The following is an 18,489-nucleotide window of genomic DNA, read 5'->3' as shown; positions in this document are numbered from 1 at the left end:
GGTAGGTCCGTGGCCAGTAAAACGGCACGACCAGCCCGGTTTTTGCGCTTGTCGGCGGGTAGCCGGGATCGCGACACTGGGCACCTGGTAAACACTGCACATGCCCGGACAAGGAGCGTCCATGAAACAGGTCTCCCTCGTGACCGATTCGCCAGCGCCTGCCAGGTCAACCCGGCGCGGGCCGGCCACACGATCGGACAGTGAACTGCTGGCTACCGTACTGCGCTCAGGCAGCAGTGCAGCAACCGCCGCCGCGCTCGCGGAACAGCTTATCGATCGGCACGGCAGCCTTCGCGCCGTACTTGCCGCCAGTGATCAAATTTTATGTGAACAGGCCGGCGTTGGCCGGGCGCGTCTCGCCACGCTTCGTGCCTTGCCGGACCTGGCTCGCCGGTATTTCGAGCAATCACTGCCGGTTGGTCTTGCCATCCGCAGCCCGGCGGACACGGAGCGCTACTTGAGCGCGAAGCTTCGCGATTTGCCGCACGAGCTGTTTTGTTGCCTGTTCCTCGATAACCGGCACCGGGTTCTCGCCTTCGAGGCCCTGTTTCGCGGCACGATCGACGGCACCAGCGTTTACCCGCGGGAAGTGGTCAAGCAAGCCCTTGCCGTCAATGCCGCTGCCGTCATACTGGCGCATAATCACCCCTCGGGCGTCGCCGAACCGAGCCAGGCCGACGAGCGCATTACCCGCCGCCTTAAAAGCGCGCTGGAGCTGGTCGATATCCGGCTGCTGGACCATTTCGTGGTCGGCGACGGTCAATGCACGTCGCTGGCCAGCCGCGGGCTGGTCTAAGGCTGGGTTTAACGACTGGCGCCGGCTCCTTTCAGGCGGGCCAAAGCTTCGGAATCAGCCGGCCACGCTTGATTGGCGCCCACGACGCTGGTATAAAGACGCGCTCACTGCCCGCTGCTCGCGGGCATTTTTTACAGAATCAGAGACTTAGTCATGTCCAGGGTATGCCAGGTAACAGGGAAGCGGCCGCAGACCGGCAACAACGTTTCTCACGCTAACAACAGAACTCGCCGCCGCTTTCTGCCGAATTTGCAGCACAAGCGCTTCTGGCTGGCGACCGAAAAACGTTACGTGCGGCTGCGCGTATCGCATAAAGGGCTGCGTCTTATCGACAAGCACGGAATCGAAAAGGTTCTGGCTGACCTGCGCGCCGCCGGCCAGCGCATCTAGCCGCAGAGGATAATTTCATGCGCGATAAAATCAGATTAGTGTCGAGTGCCGGTACCGGTCACTTCTACACCACGACCAAGAACAAGCGACTGCATCCGGAAAAGATGGAGACCCGCAAGTACGATCCCAAGGCACGTAAGCACGTCATCTATAAAGAAGCGAAGATCAAGTAAACCGATCTTCTGACGGGCTACGCCGCAAAAAAATACCGGCCATGCAGCCGGTATTTTTTTGTCTTCAATTTGCCAGCAGAACGAACCGCCGGTAACGGCACCATGCCACTACCCGGATCACCGTTTCGACAACAAATTCTCAAGCCATCGCGTTCACGGGCTGCAGACGGTAGCAACGCAGTCGTTCGGCAAATTCTTCGAGTGCCTTGATGCCACTGGCCTCAGCCTCGGCACACCAGTCACGTAGCTGGCTAAGCAGTTTTTCGTTATTGACGTTCGCGCCGTTCCACAACGCCGTCAGGCGTTCGCGAAATTCATGCACTGTCCGCAAGGTCGCATGATCCGACAACAAATGACTCAGGCGCTCGCGTGCGCTTTCGTCCAGCAATGACGGCTGACGAACCAGCAAAGTCCGGGCGCGCTTCAGCGCACGGTTGCCGGCAACGATCGCACGTTCGCGCTTCAACACGGGCAACGTTACTTGCCGGCTGTAGTCACGCAGTACATGCATGCGATTGACGATGATGGCGCGCAGGTTCTCGATATCAGCGTGCGCGACCGGCTGATCTTCGATCAGTGGGCGTGGTGCAACCTTGCGCACTTTGGCAAGGCCAACGCTGCGCAATAGAGTGATGTACATCCAGCCAATATCAAACTCCCAGCGACGCATGGAAAACTTGGCTGATGTAGGAAAAGCATGATGATTATTGTGCAGTTCTTCACCGCCAATGAATAAACCCCACGGCACGAGGTTGGTTGCCGCGTCATCGCATTCGAAATTTCTGTACCCGGTGTGGTGACCCAGGCCATTGATGATGCCAGCGGCAAACAACGGCATCGAGGCGAGCTGGATAGCGATCATCGTAATGCCGGGAACACCGAACAGCACGAGATCGGCGATGATCAGCAGGATGATGCCGCCGAAGGGAAAACGTAGATAGACATTGCGCTCCAGCCAGTCGTCCGGGGTACCGCGACCGAACTTTTCCAGCGTTTCCGGGTTGTCTTTCTCTATCCGATAAAGCTCAGCACCCTCCAGCAGTACCTTCTTCAGCCCGAATACCTGCGGACTGTGCGGGTCGCCGTCTTTCTCACAAAACGCATGGTGCTTGCGGTGAACCGCCACCCACTCGCGCGTCAACATGCCCGACGTGCACCAGATCCAGAACCGGAAAAAGTGCCGTAATACCGGATGCAGTTCGAGGGAACGATGCGCCTGATCGCGATGCAGATACAAAGTCACTGACATCATCGTGATCTGAATCATGACCAACATCGCGATAACGTAACCCCAGACACTCAGATCAAGGACGCCGTATAGGTATTCCATGCAATAATCCTGCTCGAACAGACAAGCGATCACTATAACGAATGGGCCGCGACCCTCCAAGGATGCGGTCAACAGAATTTGAGGCGCGGATAAGCCGGTTTAGGGGATTTCCGACCACGACGCCTGCCTTCTTCCCCGAACAGCGTCTAACAGCGCGCATCAGCACAGAAACAGAGCATTGCATGCCAGAGTTACCGGAAGTTGAAACCAGCCGCCGCGGCATTGCGCCTTTCATTGAAGGGCAAAGCGTACGCAAACTCATCGTTCGCGACCGCCGCTTGCGCTGGCCTATTCCGGATGGACTGGAAACAACGCTCTGCGGACTCACCATTGAAAGCCTCGCTCGGCGGGCGAAATACCTGTTGTTTCGCACTCAGAATGGAACTTTGTTACTGCACCTCGGTATGTCAGGCAGTTTGCGAATCATCGAGCCCGACGAGCCAGCCAGTAAACACGACCATGTCGATATGGTGATGAACAATAACAAAGCGCTGCGTTTTCGCGACCCGCGCCGGTTCGGCTCGCTCCTCTGGAGCGAGGGCGAGAGCATTCATCCCCTGCTGGCGAAACTGGGTCCCGAACCACTGGAAGATGAGTTTAGTGGCAACTACTTATGGCAGCGTGCGCGCGGCCGGCGCATTGCTGTAAAGCCGTTCATAATGAATGCGGCGATAGTGGTAGGGGTCGGCAACATCTACGCCAGCGAAGCGCTGTTCGAGTCCGGCATTCACCCGTTCCGGCAGGCGCAAAAGGTTTCCAAAGCACGCATGCAAGATCTCGCGGCGGCAATCAAGGAAGTCCTGACGCGCGCAGTGACAGCGGGTGGCACAACGTTGCGTGATTTCAGCGGCGGCGATGGCCAGCCAGGGTACTTCAAACAACAACTGGCGGTTTATGACCGTGAGGGGCGGCCGTGTCGCCGATGCAAACAGCCTTTGCGCTCAGCGGTACTCGGCCAGCGCGCTACGTACTATTGCACGCACTGCCAGAAATAGTGGTGCGGGCAGGAGCCCGTGACGATCACCGGCTACCTGACTGAACTCATGACTGCCTCCGGCGTGGTTGAATTATCGCCAGCAGCCTTAAGCTTGCGGCCCGCAACGCTCCAATATGGCCGTGCGGACGTTCGGCGGGACAAACTCCGATATATCGCCACCCAGTTTGGCAATTTCCCGCACGAGACTGGATGAGATGTAGGTGTATTTCTCGGTTGGGGTCAGGAACGCGGTTTCCACTTCGTCGGTAAGGTGCCGGTTCATATTGGCCAATTGAAACTCGTACTCGAAATCCGAGATAGCGCGCAGACCACGCACAATGACCGCGAGATCATGATCGCGGGCAAAATTCACCGTGAGACCTTCGTAGCCGGTCACTTCGACATTAGCAAACTCGGACAAGGCCTCTTTGGCCAGCGTCACGCGTTCTTCCAGCGAGAACATCGGCTCTTTTCCAGGGTTGGCTGCAACCGCCACCACCACACGGTCAAACAAACGACACGCGCGGCGGACCAAATCCTCATGACCCAGAGTGATGGGGTCGAACGTTCCCGGATACATTGCACTGACAGACATGAGGTTCTCCAAGGCGGTTGGTTCAGGGCCGTGCTGACCCGGATTTATCGGGATCGGGTGACAACAACAGATAAGTCACGTTCCCAGCGTTTCTTTGCTTCTTGATTGCCCAGTCCGATGGCAACGACTCCGGCGGTGCTTCGCGATCATGCTCGACGTACACCAGCGCATCACGCGCGAGCCAGGCCCGTTGCTGCAGAAGTCTACACAATTCCGGCAATAAATCGTCCTGAAACGGCGGGTCCAGAAAGACCAGATCAAACGGTTCTGCCGGTGACTTGCTGAGAAACTGCAGGGCATCCGACTCAATGATCCGGAGGTCTGTGCCAGGTTTCGCGCCCAGCAGTTCAGCCGACGAACGCAAACCACGAACGGCAAGTTTTGCGCGTTCGACCATAACCGTGAGCGCTGCGCCGCGCGACAACGCCTCGAAACCCAGCGCACCACTGCCTGCGCACAGATCGAGGCAGCGGGCGCCGTCGATACGTGGGGCCAACCAGTTGAACAATGTTTCACGCACTCGTTCAGGTGTCGGGCGCAGCCCGGCAACAGCAACCACAGGCAACAGACGGCGGCGCCACTTTCCCGCTACAATACGCAGCCGCCCGGGTTGCTGCGCGCTGCTTTTGCGTCCGCCTCGTGGCGATTTCGCCATGGTCTCCCCGCCTGTTCTTCGTGTGCTGGTGGTAATGCCGGCGATGCGCAACCGGAAATTCATTCGCTAAGACGGAAATGGTGCAGGTGTTCGGTAAAAAGGACAAATCCAAACAACCCGGCAAGACAGGTTTCGTCGCGCGTTTGCGTGCGCGACTAAATCGTGGCGACAGCTGGCTGACCTATGATCTCGCGAACCTTGTCCCCGGCGGCAAGATCGATGAGGACGTCATTGATGAACTGGAAACCCGCCTCGTCATGGCCGATGCGGGTGTCGATACAGCATCGCGGGTCGTCGCTGGCCTGCACAAGCAACTCGCCCGGAAAGAGCTCAAGGACATCGATGTCTTGATGTCGGCATTGCGCCAATCCTTGCTGGATATGCTGACACCCGTTGAGCAAGCACTGAAAATCGACAGTCAGGACGGACCTTTCGTCATCCTGATGGTTGGCGTCAATGGCGCCGGCAAGACCACAACAATCGGCAAGCTCGCGCGTCGCCTCCTGGACAGCGGCCATTCGGTGATGCTTGCGGCGGGCGATACGTTTCGCGCAGCGGCAGTTGAACAGCTCCAGGTATGGGGCGAGCGCAATAAGGTTCCTGTCGTCGCACAACAAGCCGGCGCCGATCCGGCCGCTGTCATATTTGATGCCTACGAATCTGCCCGCTCAAGGAAGATCGATGTTCTGCTGGCTGACACCGCAGGTCGCCTGCAGAATCAGCAAGGCCTGATGGACGAGCTCAGCAAGATCAAGCGCGTACTGCAACGCCAGTGTCCCGCCGCGCCACACGAGATCATGCTCGTACTGGATGCCGGCCTCGGGCAAAACGCACTCGCACAAGCCGAAAAATTCCATGCGGCACTGGGCCTGACCGGGATTACAGTCACCAAACTCGACGGCAGTGCCAAAGGCGGCATACTGCTGGCTATTGCTGACAAGCTGTCCATACCGGTACGTTTCATCGGCATTGGTGAGTCCGCTGAAGACATGCAACCCTTCGTTGCCGCAGACTATGCCGACGCGTTACTGCAAGGCAGCGGGAGTGCGAGCGAGTGATACAAATCGAGAACGTCGTCAAACGTTTTCGCAGCGGTCAGGAAGCATTGCGCGGCCTTACGCTGTCGATTGAACGCGGTGAGATGGTATTTGTTACTGGCCACTCCGGCGCTGGCAAAAGCACGCTTCTGCGCTTGATTGCACTGATCGAACGCCCCACCAGTGGCCAGGTGATCGTCGATGGCCAGAACACCAGTCGCGTGTCGCGGCGCCGCATACCCGCGTACCGTCGTCAGATCGGCATGGTATTTCAGGATCACAAACTGCTTTATGACCGGCCCGTTTTTGACAATGTTGCGTTGCCGCTGGTTATTGCCGGTATTGGGCATCGCGAAGCCGGGCGAAAAGTACGGGCAGCTCTGGATCAGGTCGGATTGCTGCACAAGGAACGTCAGCATCCCGAGACGCTGTCGTCCGGTGAACAACAACGCGTTGGCATCGCGCGTGCAATCGTCACCCGACCCAAGCTGCTGATTGCCGACGAACCAACAGGCAACCTCGACCCCGAACTCTCGCTCGAAGTCATGCGGATATTCCGGCGCTTCAACGAAGTTGGCGTCACACTACTGATTGCCAGCCACGACCTCGCGCTTATCGACCAGCTCGGCTGCCGGCGGATTGCACTGGAAAACGGTGTTCGCCAGACGCTGGATGATGACGACATCGGCGCGCTACCCGACACTGACACTATGGCGGCAGAACCGTGGCTCGGGTAAGAGCCAAAGATCAGGCAGCGCCAAAGCCTGCCGGGCCAGTGACTGTTTGGCTGCTCCGTCACGCCAGCACGATGGTTGGCTCATTGGGACGGCTGGCGCGGCAGCCGTTCGCGAGTTTCCTGACCGTGCTGGTTATCGCCATCACACTCGCGTTACCAGCGTCTATGCACCTCGTTATCAAGAACGCTCGTTCATTAAGTGACGGCTGGGATAATGCGCTGGATTTCTCCGTCTACCTGAAAGTCGGAACATCGATTGCCGATGCAGAGCAAATGGAGAAACTCATTGCGCAGCGTGCCGACGTCGGTGCGGTGACTTTGAAAACGGCGGACGACGCGCTCGACGAATTCAAGATCGCTTCGGGATTTGGGTCAGCGCTCGATTATCTGCCGCACAATCCGCTACCACATACTTTGATCATCAGACCGGCGCCCAGCAATACGCAGGCGTCGGTGGTCCTGCTGCACGAAGAACTGGCCAACTTGCCGCTCACTGATGTTGTACAGGTCGATTCCGACTGGGTACGCCGCTTCCTCGCTATTCTGGATATCGTACAGCGCGCTATTGGTATAGGCGGATTGCTGCTCGGCGCAGCGATCGTCATCATTATCGGCAACACCATACGCCTGGATATCGAGAACCGACGCGCCGAAATTGAAGTCACGAAGCTGATCGGCGCCACCAACGGCTTCGTGCGCCGTCCCTTTCTGTACTCGGGTTTCTGGTACGGCCTCCTCGGCGGCACCCTGGCACTCGCGTTGATCGGTTACGGGATCTACGCACTGCGTGCCCCGGTCGCCCGTCTCGCCGGTCTCTATGACGGGCGTTTCGAAGTCTTGTCGTTGGGATTTCAGGAAAGCATGGCCATCGTCGGCACCGGCGTTCTGCTGGGTCTGATTGGCTCATGGCTGGCGGCAGCGCGCCACATGCGACGTATAGAACCGCGCTAGTTGCGGGCAGGTCGCTCACTGGCCGTCAGTTGCCGTGACGCGGCCCAAACCGGGCAAGCCGCCGCCGCTATGGCACGCAAGCAGTTCACACTGACACCCAGGTCCGGGCAGCGCCCATCCACCTAAGCCTCGGAATTTATTAATTATTTTTTCGATTCTGTGACGGAACTCACGAAGCTCTTAGCACTCTAATCCCCAGAGTGCTAATATCAGCACCTCGTCAACAGGAGGGTGAAGCTACCCATGACAACGGCAATTGCAACTCGCGATTCGAACCAGATTCTGGCCGGCCCGGTCGGCAGTCTCGATGCCTATATTCAGGCCGTCGGCGGAATCCCTGTGCTCAGCAAAGAAGACGAGCAGGCACTCTCACGTCGATTCCGCGATGAAGAAGACCTACAGGCGGCCCGCGAACTGGTCATGGCGCACCTGCGTTTTGTGGTGCACATCGCCAAGGGCTATACCGGTTACGGCCTGCCGCTGAACGACCTTATTCAGGAAGGCAACGTTGGGCTCATGAAAGCGGTAAAACGCTTCGACCCTGAATTCGGGGTTCGCCTTGTTTCGTTTGCAGTTCACTGGATACGCGCGGAGATTCACGAGTTCGTGCTGCGCAACTGGCGCATCGTTAAAGTTGCCACCACCAAGGCGCAACGAAAACTGTTTTTCAATCTGCGCAAGGCGAAGAAAAGTCTGGCGTGGCTGACGGCTGACGAAACAGCAGCTGTCGCTCAGGACCTCGGTGTGAGCGAGCGCGAGGTCACCGAGATGGAACGCCGCCTTAGCGCGCGCGACACCCTGTTCGATCCGGCACCTGACGCGGACGACGAGCACATGTTCACGCCCGCCTCGTACTTGCCAAGCCCGGATGCTGATCCAGCCGTGCAGGTTGAGAAATCCGATTTCCACGACGATGCGACGAGTCGCATGACCGACGCACTGGATGAGCTTGACGACCGCAGTCGCGACATCCTTGAGTCTCGCTGGCTTGCGGACAAGAAGCAGACGCTCCACCAGCTCGCCGACAAGTACAGCGTGTCCGCCGAGCGGATTCGTCAAATAGAAAACAACGCCATCAAGAAGCTGCGCACGGCAATGGATGCCTGATCGCACCGCCTGTTGATTGCCAGAAACCCCGGCACTGTCCGGGGTTTTTTTATGACGAATTTTGCGCGGTTCAACTGCTATTGGGAGAAATAGTATCGTCGTAAAATTGGAGAGCGCAGCTATATAGCAGTTCAGCGATTCGCCACTTCAGCCCAAATGCATATTGGATTATGCGCAATTCTCAAGATTGAACGGCCAGATCGAATTCTCGCACGACACTAAAATTCACTAAAAGTTAATAATTGCGAATTATTGCAGTATTTCTGCGGAAATTACGATTAAAATGCGTATCAGAGCAATATAACTGGCAAGAATGACATGTTAATTGAGTTTCGCGTCAAGAATTTTCTATCTATTAGAGAGAATGCGGTTCTTTCCCTGGTGGCGAGCAGCGCAAAGGAGCTGGAAGATACCAACGTTTTTGAGCCTGATGCAAAAGGCTCACCTGCCCTCCTAAGGTCCGCCGCAATGTTTGGTCCGAACGGGTCAGGAAAAACGAACTTCGTAATGGCGATTCGGTTCATGAGCGAATTTGTCATCAACTCTGCATTGGGAACAAATCCCGACGACGACATACCTCTAATACCCTTCTATTTGGATAAAGAATCACCAGATGAGACGTCAGAGTTCGAGGCAATTTTCATAGCGGACAATGTCCGTTACCAATACGGTTTTACGGCAGACCGCAAGAGAGTTTACGAAGAATGGCTATACGCCGCACCGGAGGGGCGATCCCAGACTTGGTTTGAGAGAAATTATAATAAAGATATTGAACGGTATTCGTGGAAGTTCGGAACGCACTTTCGCGGCCAGAAGCAATCGATTCAATCTAGCACCAGGGACAACGCGCTATTTCTTACAACTGCAGCCTCGCTCAACAATAAGCAACTCCAAGTTGTTTGGCGCTGGTTCGCAGTTACGTTACGAGCTTTCTATGGAAACGCAAATTTGCACGAAGGCTATACAGCTCGACTATGTCGAGACGATCCAGCCAAGAAAGAAAGGGTACTAACGTTTCTAAAATCAGCGTCCGTCACAGTCGACGGAATCCAAGTAACCTCTCCGAAAGATTCTTTAGAATCGCCTCCCGCATCGATTCGTTCTGAGCCTGCAGATGGCGAACTGGACGATACTGATGCCGATCAAAGCGATACATATTTCTCTCATTCAGTGCATGGCACTGAATTGACTGTCAACTTCCCAATAGAATGGGAGTCTGCTGGGACTCGAAATCTATTTGCATGGGCGGGTCCGCTGCTAGATACCTTGGATAGAGGGCTGATTCTAGTTATTGACGAACTCGATGCCAGCATGCACCCGCTGCTCGCGCAGTTTGTTATCGGCCTCTTCCACGACCCAAGCATCAATAGGAACTTCGCACAACTGATCTTTACTAGCCATAGTACGCCGATCATGGGGAATAAATCTTTGCTCAGACGGGATCAGGTCTGGTTCGTAACCAAAGACCGTCTCCAAGGGTCTTGCTTGCGCTCATTCACGGACTTTCATCCCCGCAAGGGCGAGGACAGAGAACGAAACTACCTAAAAGGTCGTTATGGCGCGATTCCAGCATTCGAAAGCGATAGCTAGTTTAAAATGAAGCACAATAGACTATCTCGAAAAAGGAGAACGGATAGTTTTCGGCGGAAGAGCGCCAATCGAGCACCCTATCCTCGCGTTCTGATCGTTTGCGAGGGTGCCAAAACAGAGCCAACCTATATACGCGACCTTGCAAACGACATAGGCCTCAATCCGGCGAACGTTGTAATAGACGGATCTGGCGGGTCCGCGCCGGAAACAGTAGTACAACGAGCTCTCGACAAATTTAGTGAAGACCCCGATTTTGATGCAGTTTATTGCGTACTTGATCGAGATGAACACCCAAGTTATCAGAGCGCAATCGACAGAATTAGGTCAAAGAGATTGCGGCGAAGAAATCGGGATGACGCGATTTTTTGCGCTATTACTTCTGTCCCAAGCTTCGAGTACTGGTTGATTTTGCACTTCCAGTATTCCGAGGCACCCATTGAGCGCACGGGTACAGCGAGTTGCGGAGAGATGGCTGTACGAAAACTCAGGGAACATATCCCCAGCTATTCCAAGAGCTCAAAAACAATCTATCAAGATACTGTCGGCAACCTCGAAATAGCGATAAACAACGCGACCCGAGCACTCAGCCAAGCTGAACTACGCGGTGATGAAAACCCGTGCACCCGCATGCATGAACTAGTTGGCGCGCTACGAGCACTCGAGCGACCAGAATAGGAATGGTAAGGGCCGTATACGCAACCCTAACAATTCTGAACGACCGGGAATGTGGGGCTCTCTCGCAAGGTGCAGGAGAGAAATATCTAGCAATAGTCGCGGGTGCGATACCGAATGTAGCCGCCTTTTTCGATCTGGTGAGGATCGGTGTGCGTCCAATGCACCAGGCCGCCAAGATCGTTCCACTCATAGACGCCGCGAAACCGTATTCTGTCGCCAACACCGAGCGGCACCCTTTCGGCAATGTCGATGTTGTGCACCAGCAGCAGCGTTGTGCCGTTGCGCATGTCCAGAATCAAACGCTGATGATGATCACCGTCTTTGTCGTCAGGCAACAATCGACACACAGTGCCGATGCCCTCGACCCACAACCCCGAATCCTGTTTTCTGAATTCCCGCTTCATTGTTCTTTTTCTTATAGTACGGCGGACCTTGATCGTCCGCCGTACCCGGCCTGTCGCTGGTGCGTTTAGCCCGTAATCGGCACCATCGTTATTTCTACGCGACGATTGCTCTGCCGACCAGATTCGCTGGAGTTGTCAGCAACCGGTCGGCTTTCACCCATACCGACGGTAATCAAACGCTGGCTGTTGATGCCCTGCGTTTGCAGGTAGCGCGATACCGAGTTGGCACGCCGTTCGGACAAGCCCTGATTGTAAGAATCGCTGCCCGTACTATCCGTATGGCCCGCTACTTCGACCACGGTGCGATCAAATTCGGTCATGACTTTTGATACGGAAGTCAGAACGTTAAAGAATGCCGGACTGAGATCCGCACTGTCTGTCGCAAACGTAACATTGCCTGGCATATTGAGTGTGATGTTGTCACCCATGCGGGTAACGCTGACTCCACTGCCTTGCAGTTCCGCTCTCAACTTCGCTTCCTGTCGATCCTGGTAGTTGCCAATTGCACCACCGGCCAGTGCGCCAACACCCGCGCCGATCAGCGCTCGCTGGCGACGCTCAACAGCATCGTCACCGGACACCAGGCCCACAACCGCACCCGCGACAGCACCAATGACGGCACCCGTCGTCGCCCGACTGGTCTTTGATTCCTGCGTGTAGGGATCAAGCGTCTGGCAACCGATCAGTACCGTACACGCAGCAGCGCCCAGAAAAACGGTTCGAAATTCCTTGTAGTTCATAAAAAATCCTCTTTGTGCCCGTGCGAACAGCGCTCGGCGGTAAACCCGCCATGCCTCGCCAGAATCGCATTGTACCGGCCTTGATGCTGAACCACGACTGAACCCTTTGGCTCGTTGCGAATCAGAGACTTAGGTGTAGAATGTTCGACCGCAACGGACGACCTGAACCCATGTCTGATACCGATCAATGGCTGGAGCGCTACGCCCGCAACCAGCGCGACATCCGCTTCCGACCCGCCCACCGGCTGGCCGCCGGGCTGCTCGTACTCGGCCTGGTCGCGATGCTGTCTGCGCTGCCAGTGCCAGAAGCGCTGTACGCGATCTCCCCACTCCTCAACTGGGGCAGCGTGTTCCTGATGGCCTCGCTGGTTTACTACTTCATTATTTCAGTGCCACTGGCCATCGGCATGTTGCCGATCATTGCTGCCGTCATGGCGTTCCAGCTATGGCTGGGCACGACCGACAACTGGCAGCGGCCGTTCGCGGCGCTGATGACCCTGACCGGCGTGGCCGGTCTCTGTCTGGGTCATTATGGCCATGGCGGCCTGCGGGCGGTGTCTCGCGACATACAACTCGTCATGATCGCGCCACTCTGGGCTCTCGCCAGTCTGTACCGCCGACTGGGCATTCCCTTGTAGGCGATTCCGGCTATCCCGCTGGCTGTACCGGTATATTCGGGTAGAATTGCCCGCTCACCAGAGAAGACCAATCAGGAGCCACCGTGGCCAGTACCGCGCCTTTGAAATCATCCGGAAGCAACAGGAAATCGCTGAACCCTCTCGATCTGTTCGACATTCGCTCGCAACTCTCAGAAGAAGAGCAAATGGTGCAGGACTCAGTAGCACGCTTTGTCGATGACAAAGTACTGCCGGTTATTCGCGATGCGTTCGAACACCACTACTTCCCCAAAGAATTCGTCCCTGCGGTCGCTGAACTGGGCCTGTTAGGCAGCTCCATCGAAGGCTACGACTGCGCGGGACTGAACAGCGTCAGTTACGGCTTGATTTGCCAGGAGCTGGAACGGGGTGACAGCGGTCTGCGCAGCTTTGTGTCGGTGCAAAGCAGTCTCGTTATGTACCCGATCGACGCCTACGGTTCCGAAGAACAAAAACAGCGCTGGCTGCCCGCGATGGCGCGCGGCGAGGCCATTGGCTGTTTCGGTCTGACCGAACCGCACGGCGGTTCCGATCCATCCAACATGAAAACGCATGCCAAGCGCGATGGTGATGACTGGCTGTTGAACGGCGCCAAAATGTGGATCACCAATGCAACGGTTGCTGATGCGGCTGTCGTCTGGGCAATGACCGACGAAGGCGTGCGCGGCTTTATTGTCGAAAAGGACATGCCCGGGTTTACGGCCCAGGAAATCGAGAACAAATTTTCGCTGCGCGCTTCAGTAACCGGCGCACTGTTCTTCGACAACGTTCGCGTTCCCAATTCGAGCGTATTGCCGGGTGTCGTCGGGCTCAAAGGCCCATTGAGCTGCCTGACTCAGGCGCGTTACGGCATCACCTGGGGCGTCATCGGCGCAGCACAGGCCTGCCTGGATGAAGTGCTCAAGTACACGCAGGACCGCGTATTGTTCGACAAACCCCTGTCGCACAATCAGCTGATCCAGCATCGCCTCGCTGACATGTCGCGGCGCATTACGACCGCGCAGCTGCTGTCACTGCAACTTGGTCGCATCAAGGATCGGGGTGAACTGAACCCGACACAGGTATCACTGGCCAAATGGAACAATTGCCGTGCAGCACTCGATATTGCACGCGACGCCCGCGACATGCTGGGCGGCGCCGGCATCAGCGCCGAGTTCTGTCCGGTCCGGCATATGCTGAACCTCGAAAGTGTCATTACTTACGAAGGCACCGAATCAGTGCATCAACTCGTGGTCGGCAAGGAACTCACGGGCGTCAACGCGTTTTGACCAGCTACACCCGCTAGTACATTCCGTTGTCAGCACAGGAGCGGCTGCCGCAAAACCGTGATGTGTGGCGGATTGCGGCGCCGCTGATCATCTCCAATGTCTCCGTGCCACTCCTCGGCATGGTCGACACAGGCGTTACCGGCCATCTCGACAATGCCGCCTACCTTGGCGCCGTCGCCATTGGCGGCGCCGTATTCAGTTTCCTGTATACCGGTGTCAACTTCCTGCGCATGGGCACGACCGGGATTACCGCGCAGGCATTCGGCGCTAACGACAGTGCCGCCGTTCGCAACTCGCTTGGGCAGGCGCTGGTCGTTGCATTGCTCATCGCCGCGGCGTTGCTGCTGTTGCAACAACCAATCAAATATTTTGCGTTACAACTGCTCGCACCGGACACGGCCATCGCGCCGTTTGCCAGCACTTATATAGGCATTCGAATCTGGAGCGCCCCGGCCACATTGGCGAGTTACGCGCTCATCGGCTGGTTCATTGGCCTGCAGAATGCGCGAATCCCGCTGGTTATCGTGCTCGTCACCAACGCTGTGAATATCCTGCTCGATCTGCTGTTCGTCGTCGTGCTGGGTATGACGGTGGACGGCGTGGCGCTCGCCTCCGTGATCGCGGAGTTTTCCGGGCTGGCCGTCGGCCTTACCTATGCCGCCAAAGAACTGGCGCGCCACGGTGGTTCCTGGGACATCGCACGGCTCACTACGGCAGCCGCTTACACCGCATTCTTTGCTATCAATGCGCATTTGTTTGTACGCACGATCGCACTGGTCTCAACGCTCGTGTTCATCACAGCGCAGGGCGCGCGACTGGGAACCCTGGTACTTGCCGCTAACGCGATACTGATGAACCTGCAGATGTTGCTGTCGTTCGCGCTGGACGGATTGGCGCATGCGGCTGAAGCACTGACCGGAAAAGCTATCGGCGAAAAAAACAAGCGGGCGCTGCGACAGTCTGTTGCGCTGACCTTGCGCTGGTCGCTCGGTACCGCGATGGCGTTCAGCGCACTTTATCTACTCGCCGGCCCGTTGTTTATTCGTGTTCTGACCGATCTGCCCGAGGTACGGGAAACCGCCATACGCTACCTGCCGTGGATGGTGCTGTCGCCAATCGTGTCGGTCTGGTCGTTTCTGTATGACGGTGTTTTCGTCGGCGCGACGCGTGCCCGCGAAATGCGCGACATCATGCTGGCGTCGGCTTTAATGGTCTTTTTGCCGAGTTGGTATCTGCTGCAGCCGCTGGGCAATCACGGCCTGTGGCTCGCGTTCACTTTGTTCATGGCGAGCCGAGGCATCGGCATGCATTACTACTATGAACGGCGGGTCGGATCAGACGCTGTCGCGTAGCGAGCTACCACAGCCTCTGCCGGCGATACCACCGGCGGTGCTCGATGGACATTCTTGTCACATTGCTCCTGCACGGATCGGCGTGCCCAAATATACGAAACCGCCCCCATCACAATATTCGCTGCGGCGTACGCGGCGAATATGCCAGCAATGCCGAAGTAGCGGTCACCGATAAATGCCAACGGCACGTATATTACGACCATACGCGCAACACTGACTGCAACCGCAGGCATGGGCTTGCCCATTCCATTGAACGAGGCATTCATCACCATGACCATGCCGTAAGCGCCGTAACTGATCGGCACGATCCACATGAACAAGGTCGCGACATCCGTCACCTCGTTGCTGTCGCTGAACAATGCAGGAATCACGTTGCTGCCGGCCGCCAGTAAAACCGCGATGCCCAGTCCCGACGCCAGGCAGAAAACCGTACACAGCCGCAGTGCGGTCAGTATGCGTTTCGATTCACCCACCGACATGTTCTGCCCGACAAACGGGCCAATTACGGCGGACATGGCGTAGTAAACGACGAGAGTCAGAGATTCGATCCGGGTAGCAACACCAAAGCCCGCAACCGCGTCAGTGCCGTACTTGGCGAGCATGGCGGTGATCACACCGAGCGCGATGGGAATAATGGCATTTGTCGCGGCTGCCGGAACACCAACGTGCAGGATGTCTTTCCAGGAACTCTTGAGCTGCGGAAACTTCGGCAGGCGGAAGGTCAGCATATCGAGGCGCTGGTGCATGAAGAACACCGTGCCAATAAAGATGATCGCCCGTGCGAGCAATCCCGCCATCGCCGCGCCATCCAGCTCCATGCGCGGAATCGGGCCCAGACCAAATATCAATATCGGGTCCAGCACAACATTAAGCACGGCCGCAATCACCATGAGCTTGCTGGGCAGGCGGGTGTCGCCCGTTGCGCGCATGCTGCTCATGCCCACCATGCCTACAACGACGAACGGCACGCCTACGTAAAGAATCCGCATGTAACTGCCAATGAGCGGCAGCATGTCCGCAGGGGCGCCAAGCAGGGTAAACAGCGGATCGATGGTCGAGATACCGATCGCACAGATTACGGCCGTAACACCGAAGGACAGCAACAGGCTGTCGGTTGCCAGCCGCTTGGCGCGCTCATGGTCGTGCGCACCGATTGCACGAGCAACTACTGACGAGGTGCCCGCACCCAGACCGATCGCCACGCTGGTCACGACCATGAGCACGGGAAAACCGAAGCTTAGCGCGGCTAGTTCGCGGTCACCGATTTGACCGATGAACCAGGCATCGGCAAAGCTTTGCAGCATCATCATAGTGATGCCGTAAATGACAGGTACCGTCATATCGACCAAGTGTTGGCCGACCGGCCCCTGGGTAAGGCGGGCTTGAGCTGGTTTCATTCACGATCCGGCGGTGGGCGAGCCGCGCAAGGCGGCTTTAGCAGTTCAACTATGTACCAGCGTACGTCCAGCTGCAAACCAGACCAACGAATCGCTGGGTTATGATGCACAGACCGATTCGCCGCGAGAGCGTTCCATGAAACAAAAAGCGGAATTAGTCATCAACGCCCCGCGGGATCGGGTGTGGTCCATTTTCGACGATCCGAACTGCATAAGTAAGTGGCAACCCAACCTGATCGCATTGGTGCATGAGTCAGGCGAGCCGGGTCAACCTGGCGCGGTGTCGACACTCACTTACGATGAGAACGGCCGACAGGTAGTCCTGACAGAAACAATAGCCGAGCGACGCCCGCCGGATTTGTTCGCTGGCACCTACGCTTCCCGACACGGAGTGACGACGGTGGTCAACCGTTTCGAGATGATCGATGCGCAAACAACCCGTTGGACGGTCTGGTCGAGATACCGCTTTCGCGGCACGATGAAACTGATGGCATTGTTTATGGCAGGATCAATACGTCGCCGCACGTGCGCCGACCTGGAGCGCTTCAAGCGACTCGCTGAAACGGAAGCGGCAGCGTAATGAACTGGAAACGACTTAGTAGCAGGATCGTCTTCGACAACCCGTGGATTACCGTGCGCGAGGATCAGGTCATCAATCCTGGCGGAGGTCGCAATGAATACGGTCATGTGCAGTTCAAGAACCGTGCAATTGCGATATTGCCTCTCGCAAACAACGGCGATACCTGGCTGGTCGGCCAGGACCGCTACACGCTCGGCGAATACTCCTGGGAATTACCGATGGGCGGCGGCCCGTTGGACGAATCACCCCTGCTTGCGGCACAACGCGAACTTCGCGAGGAAACCGGCCTGACCGCGGCCGACTGGCGCGAGTACATGAAGCTGCATACCAGCAATTCTGTGACCGATGAAGTGGCCTTCGTGTTCATCGCGCGAGAACTCGAACAGGGCGAGACCGAATTCGAACAAACGGAGAATATTGCCGTCCGACGTTTATCACTCGCTGATGCCATCGCCGAAGTTCGGCAAGGCCTGATAACCGATGCCATCAGTGTTGCCGCTCTGTTGAAGTCAGTTGAGTTTCTGCCGGCAACAACGCCGCGGTAACGACGTAACGCAACGGACCACCGACATCGTTGTTTGTAAACGGATAACAGGTAATCAAAGTCAGCATGGGCTCATCGGTGTCGAGCACGACGCTGCCCACCCGAGCATCGACCACGTCTATGGCAACAACACTGAAGCGCAACTGCTGTCCGTCGCTGCGCTCAACCTGCAATTCGTCGCCGTAGCTGACCGTTTGCAGAAACTGAAAGTGCGTGTCTCTGTGGCCGGCAATAATGCTGTTGCCGGTATCGCCGGGCAGAACACTCGCACTGAGATGACCCGGCGCAAATGCGAGTGTCCGCCCCGAACCGCCGGCCAGCACAATCAGCTCAATGTTGCCGTGCTGCGCCGACAACCGCGCAATCGGCGCGGTATCTGCCCACGGCCAGGGACGGGCGGCAGAGTCGCCGGCCGCCGCCCGCGTCCAGGCGTGCTGCATCAGACCCTGCGCCAGCCAGGCTTTAGCGGGTATCCAGGCGCCGTAGCCGATTTGCCAGAAGCCCAGACCGAACAGGCAAGCCACGAGCCAGCCCGAC

At 57.0% G+C, this 18,489-nt stretch carries 22 protein-coding genes; 15 read left to right on the top strand and 7 right to left on the bottom strand.

What is annotated here, in order from left to right:
- Positions 1 to 121 precede the first annotated feature (121 nt).
- The 3 genes from radC to rpmG all read left to right on the top strand — a co-directional run bounded on the left by radC (position 122) and on the right by rpmG (position 1,359).
- Entirely contained in the window at positions 122 to 796 is a 675-nt protein-coding gene (gene radC, locus AC0L8N_RS10105; protein WP_473667521.1) for a RadC family protein, read from the top strand.
- 153 nt (positions 797 to 949) lie between these two features.
- Positions 950 to 1,186, top strand: a complete 237-nt coding sequence (gene rpmB, locus AC0L8N_RS10100) for a 50S ribosomal protein L28 (protein WP_473667520.1) — start codon at positions 950 to 952, stop codon at positions 1,184 to 1,186.
- Positions 1,187 to 1,203: 17 nt separating this feature from the next.
- The gene (gene rpmG, locus AC0L8N_RS10095) at positions 1,204 to 1,359 is read left to right on the top strand and encodes a 50S ribosomal protein L33 (RefSeq protein ID WP_473667519.1); all 156 of its coding nucleotides are present in this window, start codon (positions 1,204 to 1,206) and stop codon (positions 1,357 to 1,359) included.
- Positions 1,360 to 1,498: 139 nt separating this feature from the next.
- On the opposite strand, the gene AC0L8N_RS10090 is transcribed toward rpmG, so the two are convergent.
- Positions 1,499 to 2,689 carry a DesA family fatty acid desaturase gene (locus AC0L8N_RS10090; RefSeq protein ID WP_473667518.1) on the bottom strand — a complete coding sequence of 397 codons (1,191 nt, stop codon included), beginning with the start codon at positions 2,687 to 2,689 and terminating at the stop codon, positions 1,499 to 1,501.
- A 182-nt stretch (positions 2,690 to 2,871) separates the two neighbouring features.
- Between AC0L8N_RS10090 and mutM the strand changes: the two genes are divergently transcribed.
- Positions 2,872 to 3,684, top strand: a complete 813-nt coding sequence (gene mutM / locus AC0L8N_RS10085; protein WP_473667517.1) for a bifunctional DNA-formamidopyrimidine glycosylase/DNA-(apurinic or apyrimidinic site) lyase — start codon at positions 2,872 to 2,874, stop codon at positions 3,682 to 3,684.
- 87 nt (positions 3,685 to 3,771) lie between these two features.
- On the opposite strand, the gene coaD is transcribed toward mutM, so the two are convergent.
- A complete protein-coding gene (gene coaD / locus AC0L8N_RS10080) occupies positions 3,772 to 4,260 on the bottom strand; it encodes a pantetheine-phosphate adenylyltransferase (protein ID WP_473667515.1) in 489 nt (162 codons plus the stop codon).
- 22 nt (positions 4,261 to 4,282) lie between these two features.
- On the bottom strand, positions 4,283 to 4,915 hold the full coding sequence (rsmD, locus tag AC0L8N_RS10075) for a 16S rRNA (guanine(966)-N(2))-methyltransferase RsmD (protein WP_473667514.1): 633 nt from the start codon (positions 4,913 to 4,915) through the stop codon (positions 4,283 to 4,285).
- 86 nt (positions 4,916 to 5,001) lie between these two features.
- Here rsmD and ftsY point away from each other — a divergent pair, with 86 nt between their 5' ends.
- From ftsY to AC0L8N_RS10045, 6 genes are all read left to right on the top strand, one after another.
- Positions 5,002 to 5,973: a signal recognition particle-docking protein FtsY gene (ftsY, locus tag AC0L8N_RS10070; protein ID WP_473667513.1), complete on the top strand. Its 972-nt coding sequence runs from the start codon at positions 5,002 to 5,004 to the stop codon at positions 5,971 to 5,973.
- Positions 5,970 to 6,689, top strand: a complete 720-nt coding sequence (ftsE, locus tag AC0L8N_RS10065) for a cell division ATP-binding protein FtsE (RefSeq protein WP_473667512.1) — start codon at positions 5,970 to 5,972, stop codon at positions 6,687 to 6,689. Before ftsY ends, ftsE begins: the two co-directional genes overlap by 4 nt.
- A complete protein-coding gene (ftsX, locus tag AC0L8N_RS10060) occupies positions 6,677 to 7,639 on the top strand; it encodes a permease-like cell division protein FtsX (protein ID WP_473667511.1) in 963 nt (320 codons plus the stop codon). The genes ftsE and ftsX overlap by 13 nt, the downstream gene beginning before the upstream one ends.
- A gap of 243 nt (positions 7,640 to 7,882) precedes the next feature.
- Positions 7,883 to 8,746 carry an RNA polymerase sigma factor RpoH gene (gene rpoH, locus AC0L8N_RS10055; RefSeq protein ID WP_473667510.1) on the top strand — a complete coding sequence of 288 codons (864 nt, stop codon included), beginning with the start codon at positions 7,883 to 7,885 and terminating at the stop codon, positions 8,744 to 8,746.
- 318 nt (positions 8,747 to 9,064) lie between these two features.
- The gene (locus AC0L8N_RS10050) at positions 9,065 to 10,336 is read left to right on the top strand and encodes an AAA family ATPase (protein WP_473667509.1); all 1,272 of its coding nucleotides are present in this window, start codon (positions 9,065 to 9,067) and stop codon (positions 10,334 to 10,336) included.
- Between the two features lie 6 nt (positions 10,337 to 10,342).
- Positions 10,343 to 11,011, top strand: a complete 669-nt coding sequence (locus AC0L8N_RS10045) for an RloB family protein (RefSeq protein WP_473667508.1) — start codon at positions 10,343 to 10,345, stop codon at positions 11,009 to 11,011.
- 86 nt (positions 11,012 to 11,097) lie between these two features.
- Here the strand turns inward: AC0L8N_RS10045 and AC0L8N_RS10040 are convergent, their stop codons facing one another.
- Together AC0L8N_RS10040 and AC0L8N_RS10035 are read right to left on the bottom strand one after the other, a co-directional pair.
- Positions 11,098 to 11,415 (bottom strand): DUF3465 domain-containing protein, encoded by a 318-nt coding sequence (locus AC0L8N_RS10040; RefSeq protein ID WP_473667507.1) that lies wholly within the window; start codon positions 11,413 to 11,415, stop codon positions 11,098 to 11,100.
- Between the two features lie 65 nt (positions 11,416 to 11,480).
- A complete protein-coding gene (locus AC0L8N_RS10035; RefSeq protein WP_473667506.1) occupies positions 11,481 to 12,155 on the bottom strand; it encodes a YiaD family glycine zipper/OmpA-like lipoprotein in 675 nt (224 codons plus the stop codon).
- Between the two features lie 170 nt (positions 12,156 to 12,325).
- Here AC0L8N_RS10035 and AC0L8N_RS10030 point away from each other — a divergent pair, with 170 nt between their 5' ends.
- The 3 genes from AC0L8N_RS10030 to AC0L8N_RS10020 all read left to right on the top strand — a co-directional run bounded on the left by AC0L8N_RS10030 (position 12,326) and on the right by AC0L8N_RS10020 (position 15,431).
- The gene (locus AC0L8N_RS10030; RefSeq protein WP_473667505.1) at positions 12,326 to 12,793 is read left to right on the top strand and encodes a DUF962 domain-containing protein; all 468 of its coding nucleotides are present in this window, start codon (positions 12,326 to 12,328) and stop codon (positions 12,791 to 12,793) included.
- Positions 12,794 to 12,876: 83 nt separating this feature from the next.
- Complete coding sequence (locus AC0L8N_RS10025; RefSeq protein WP_473667504.1) at positions 12,877 to 14,079, top strand: acyl-CoA dehydrogenase family protein; 1,203 nt, start codon at positions 12,877 to 12,879, stop codon at positions 14,077 to 14,079.
- Positions 14,080 to 14,105: 26 nt separating this feature from the next.
- Positions 14,106 to 15,431: an MATE family efflux transporter gene (locus AC0L8N_RS10020; RefSeq protein ID WP_473667503.1), complete on the top strand. Its 1,326-nt coding sequence runs from the start codon at positions 14,106 to 14,108 to the stop codon at positions 15,429 to 15,431.
- Here AC0L8N_RS10020 and AC0L8N_RS10015 read toward each other — a convergent pair.
- Complete coding sequence (locus AC0L8N_RS10015) at positions 15,395 to 16,828, bottom strand: MATE family efflux transporter (RefSeq protein WP_473667502.1); 1,434 nt, start codon at positions 16,826 to 16,828, stop codon at positions 15,395 to 15,397. The genes AC0L8N_RS10020 and AC0L8N_RS10015 overlap by 37 nt on opposite strands.
- 136 nt (positions 16,829 to 16,964) lie before the next feature.
- Between AC0L8N_RS10015 and AC0L8N_RS10010 the strand changes: the two genes are divergently transcribed.
- Positions 16,965 to 17,408, top strand: a complete 444-nt coding sequence (locus AC0L8N_RS10010; protein ID WP_473667501.1) for an SRPBCC family protein — start codon at positions 16,965 to 16,967, stop codon at positions 17,406 to 17,408.
- On the top strand, positions 17,408 to 17,953 hold the full coding sequence (locus tag AC0L8N_RS10005) for an NUDIX domain-containing protein (protein WP_473667500.1): 546 nt from the start codon (positions 17,408 to 17,410) through the stop codon (positions 17,951 to 17,953). The genes AC0L8N_RS10010 and AC0L8N_RS10005 overlap by 1 nt, the downstream gene beginning before the upstream one ends.
- Here AC0L8N_RS10005 and AC0L8N_RS10000 read toward each other — a convergent pair.
- Positions 17,895 to 18,476 carry a class GN sortase gene (locus AC0L8N_RS10000; protein ID WP_473667499.1) on the bottom strand — a complete coding sequence of 194 codons (582 nt, stop codon included), beginning with the start codon at positions 18,474 to 18,476 and terminating at the stop codon, positions 17,895 to 17,897. The genes AC0L8N_RS10005 and AC0L8N_RS10000 overlap by 59 nt on opposite strands.
- Positions 18,477 to 18,489: the final 13 nt, after the last annotated feature.

This window comes from Woeseia sp. D3-10 (genome assembly GCF_055809415.1).
The sequence above is the reverse complement of the archived record's forward strand: the minus strand, read 5'-3'. Positions and strand labels throughout refer to the sequence as shown.

Coding starts and splice junctions, on each gene's coding strand:
- AC0L8N_RS10045 (WP_473667508.1), top strand. CDS start 10,343: ATGAAGCACAATAGACTATCTCGAAAAAGGAGAACGGATAGTTTTCGG.
- AC0L8N_RS10010 (WP_473667501.1), top strand. CDS start 16,965: ATGAAACAAAAAGCGGAATTAGTCATCAACGCCCCGCGGGATCGGGTG.
- AC0L8N_RS10050 (WP_473667509.1), top strand. CDS start 9,065: ATGTTAATTGAGTTTCGCGTCAAGAATTTTCTATCTATTAGAGAGAAT.
- AC0L8N_RS10040 (WP_473667507.1), bottom strand. CDS start 11,415: ATGAAGCGGGAATTCAGAAAACAGGATTCGGGGTTGTGGGTCGAGGGC.
- coaD (WP_473667515.1), bottom strand. CDS start 4,260: ATGTCTGTCAGTGCAATGTATCCGGGAACGTTCGACCCCATCACTCTG.
- AC0L8N_RS10030 (WP_473667505.1), top strand. CDS start 12,326: ATGTCTGATACCGATCAATGGCTGGAGCGCTACGCCCGCAACCAGCGC.
- rpmB (WP_473667520.1), top strand. CDS start 950: ATGTCCAGGGTATGCCAGGTAACAGGGAAGCGGCCGCAGACCGGCAAC.
- AC0L8N_RS10015 (WP_473667502.1), bottom strand. CDS start 16,828: ATGAAACCAGCTCAAGCCCGCCTTACCCAGGGGCCGGTCGGCCAACAC.
- radC (WP_473667521.1), top strand. CDS start 122: ATGAAACAGGTCTCCCTCGTGACCGATTCGCCAGCGCCTGCCAGGTCA.
- rsmD (WP_473667514.1), bottom strand. CDS start 4,915: ATGGCGAAATCGCCACGAGGCGGACGCAAAAGCAGCGCGCAGCAACCC.
- rpoH (WP_473667510.1), top strand. CDS start 7,883: ATGACAACGGCAATTGCAACTCGCGATTCGAACCAGATTCTGGCCGGC.
- rpmG (WP_473667519.1), top strand. CDS start 1,204: ATGCGCGATAAAATCAGATTAGTGTCGAGTGCCGGTACCGGTCACTTC.
- AC0L8N_RS10090 (WP_473667518.1), bottom strand. CDS start 2,689: ATGGAATACCTATACGGCGTCCTTGATCTGAGTGTCTGGGGTTACGTT.
- AC0L8N_RS10035 (WP_473667506.1), bottom strand. CDS start 12,155: ATGAACTACAAGGAATTTCGAACCGTTTTTCTGGGCGCTGCTGCGTGT.
- mutM (WP_473667517.1), top strand. CDS start 2,872: ATGCCAGAGTTACCGGAAGTTGAAACCAGCCGCCGCGGCATTGCGCCT.
- AC0L8N_RS10005 (WP_473667500.1), top strand. CDS start 17,408: ATGAACTGGAAACGACTTAGTAGCAGGATCGTCTTCGACAACCCGTGG.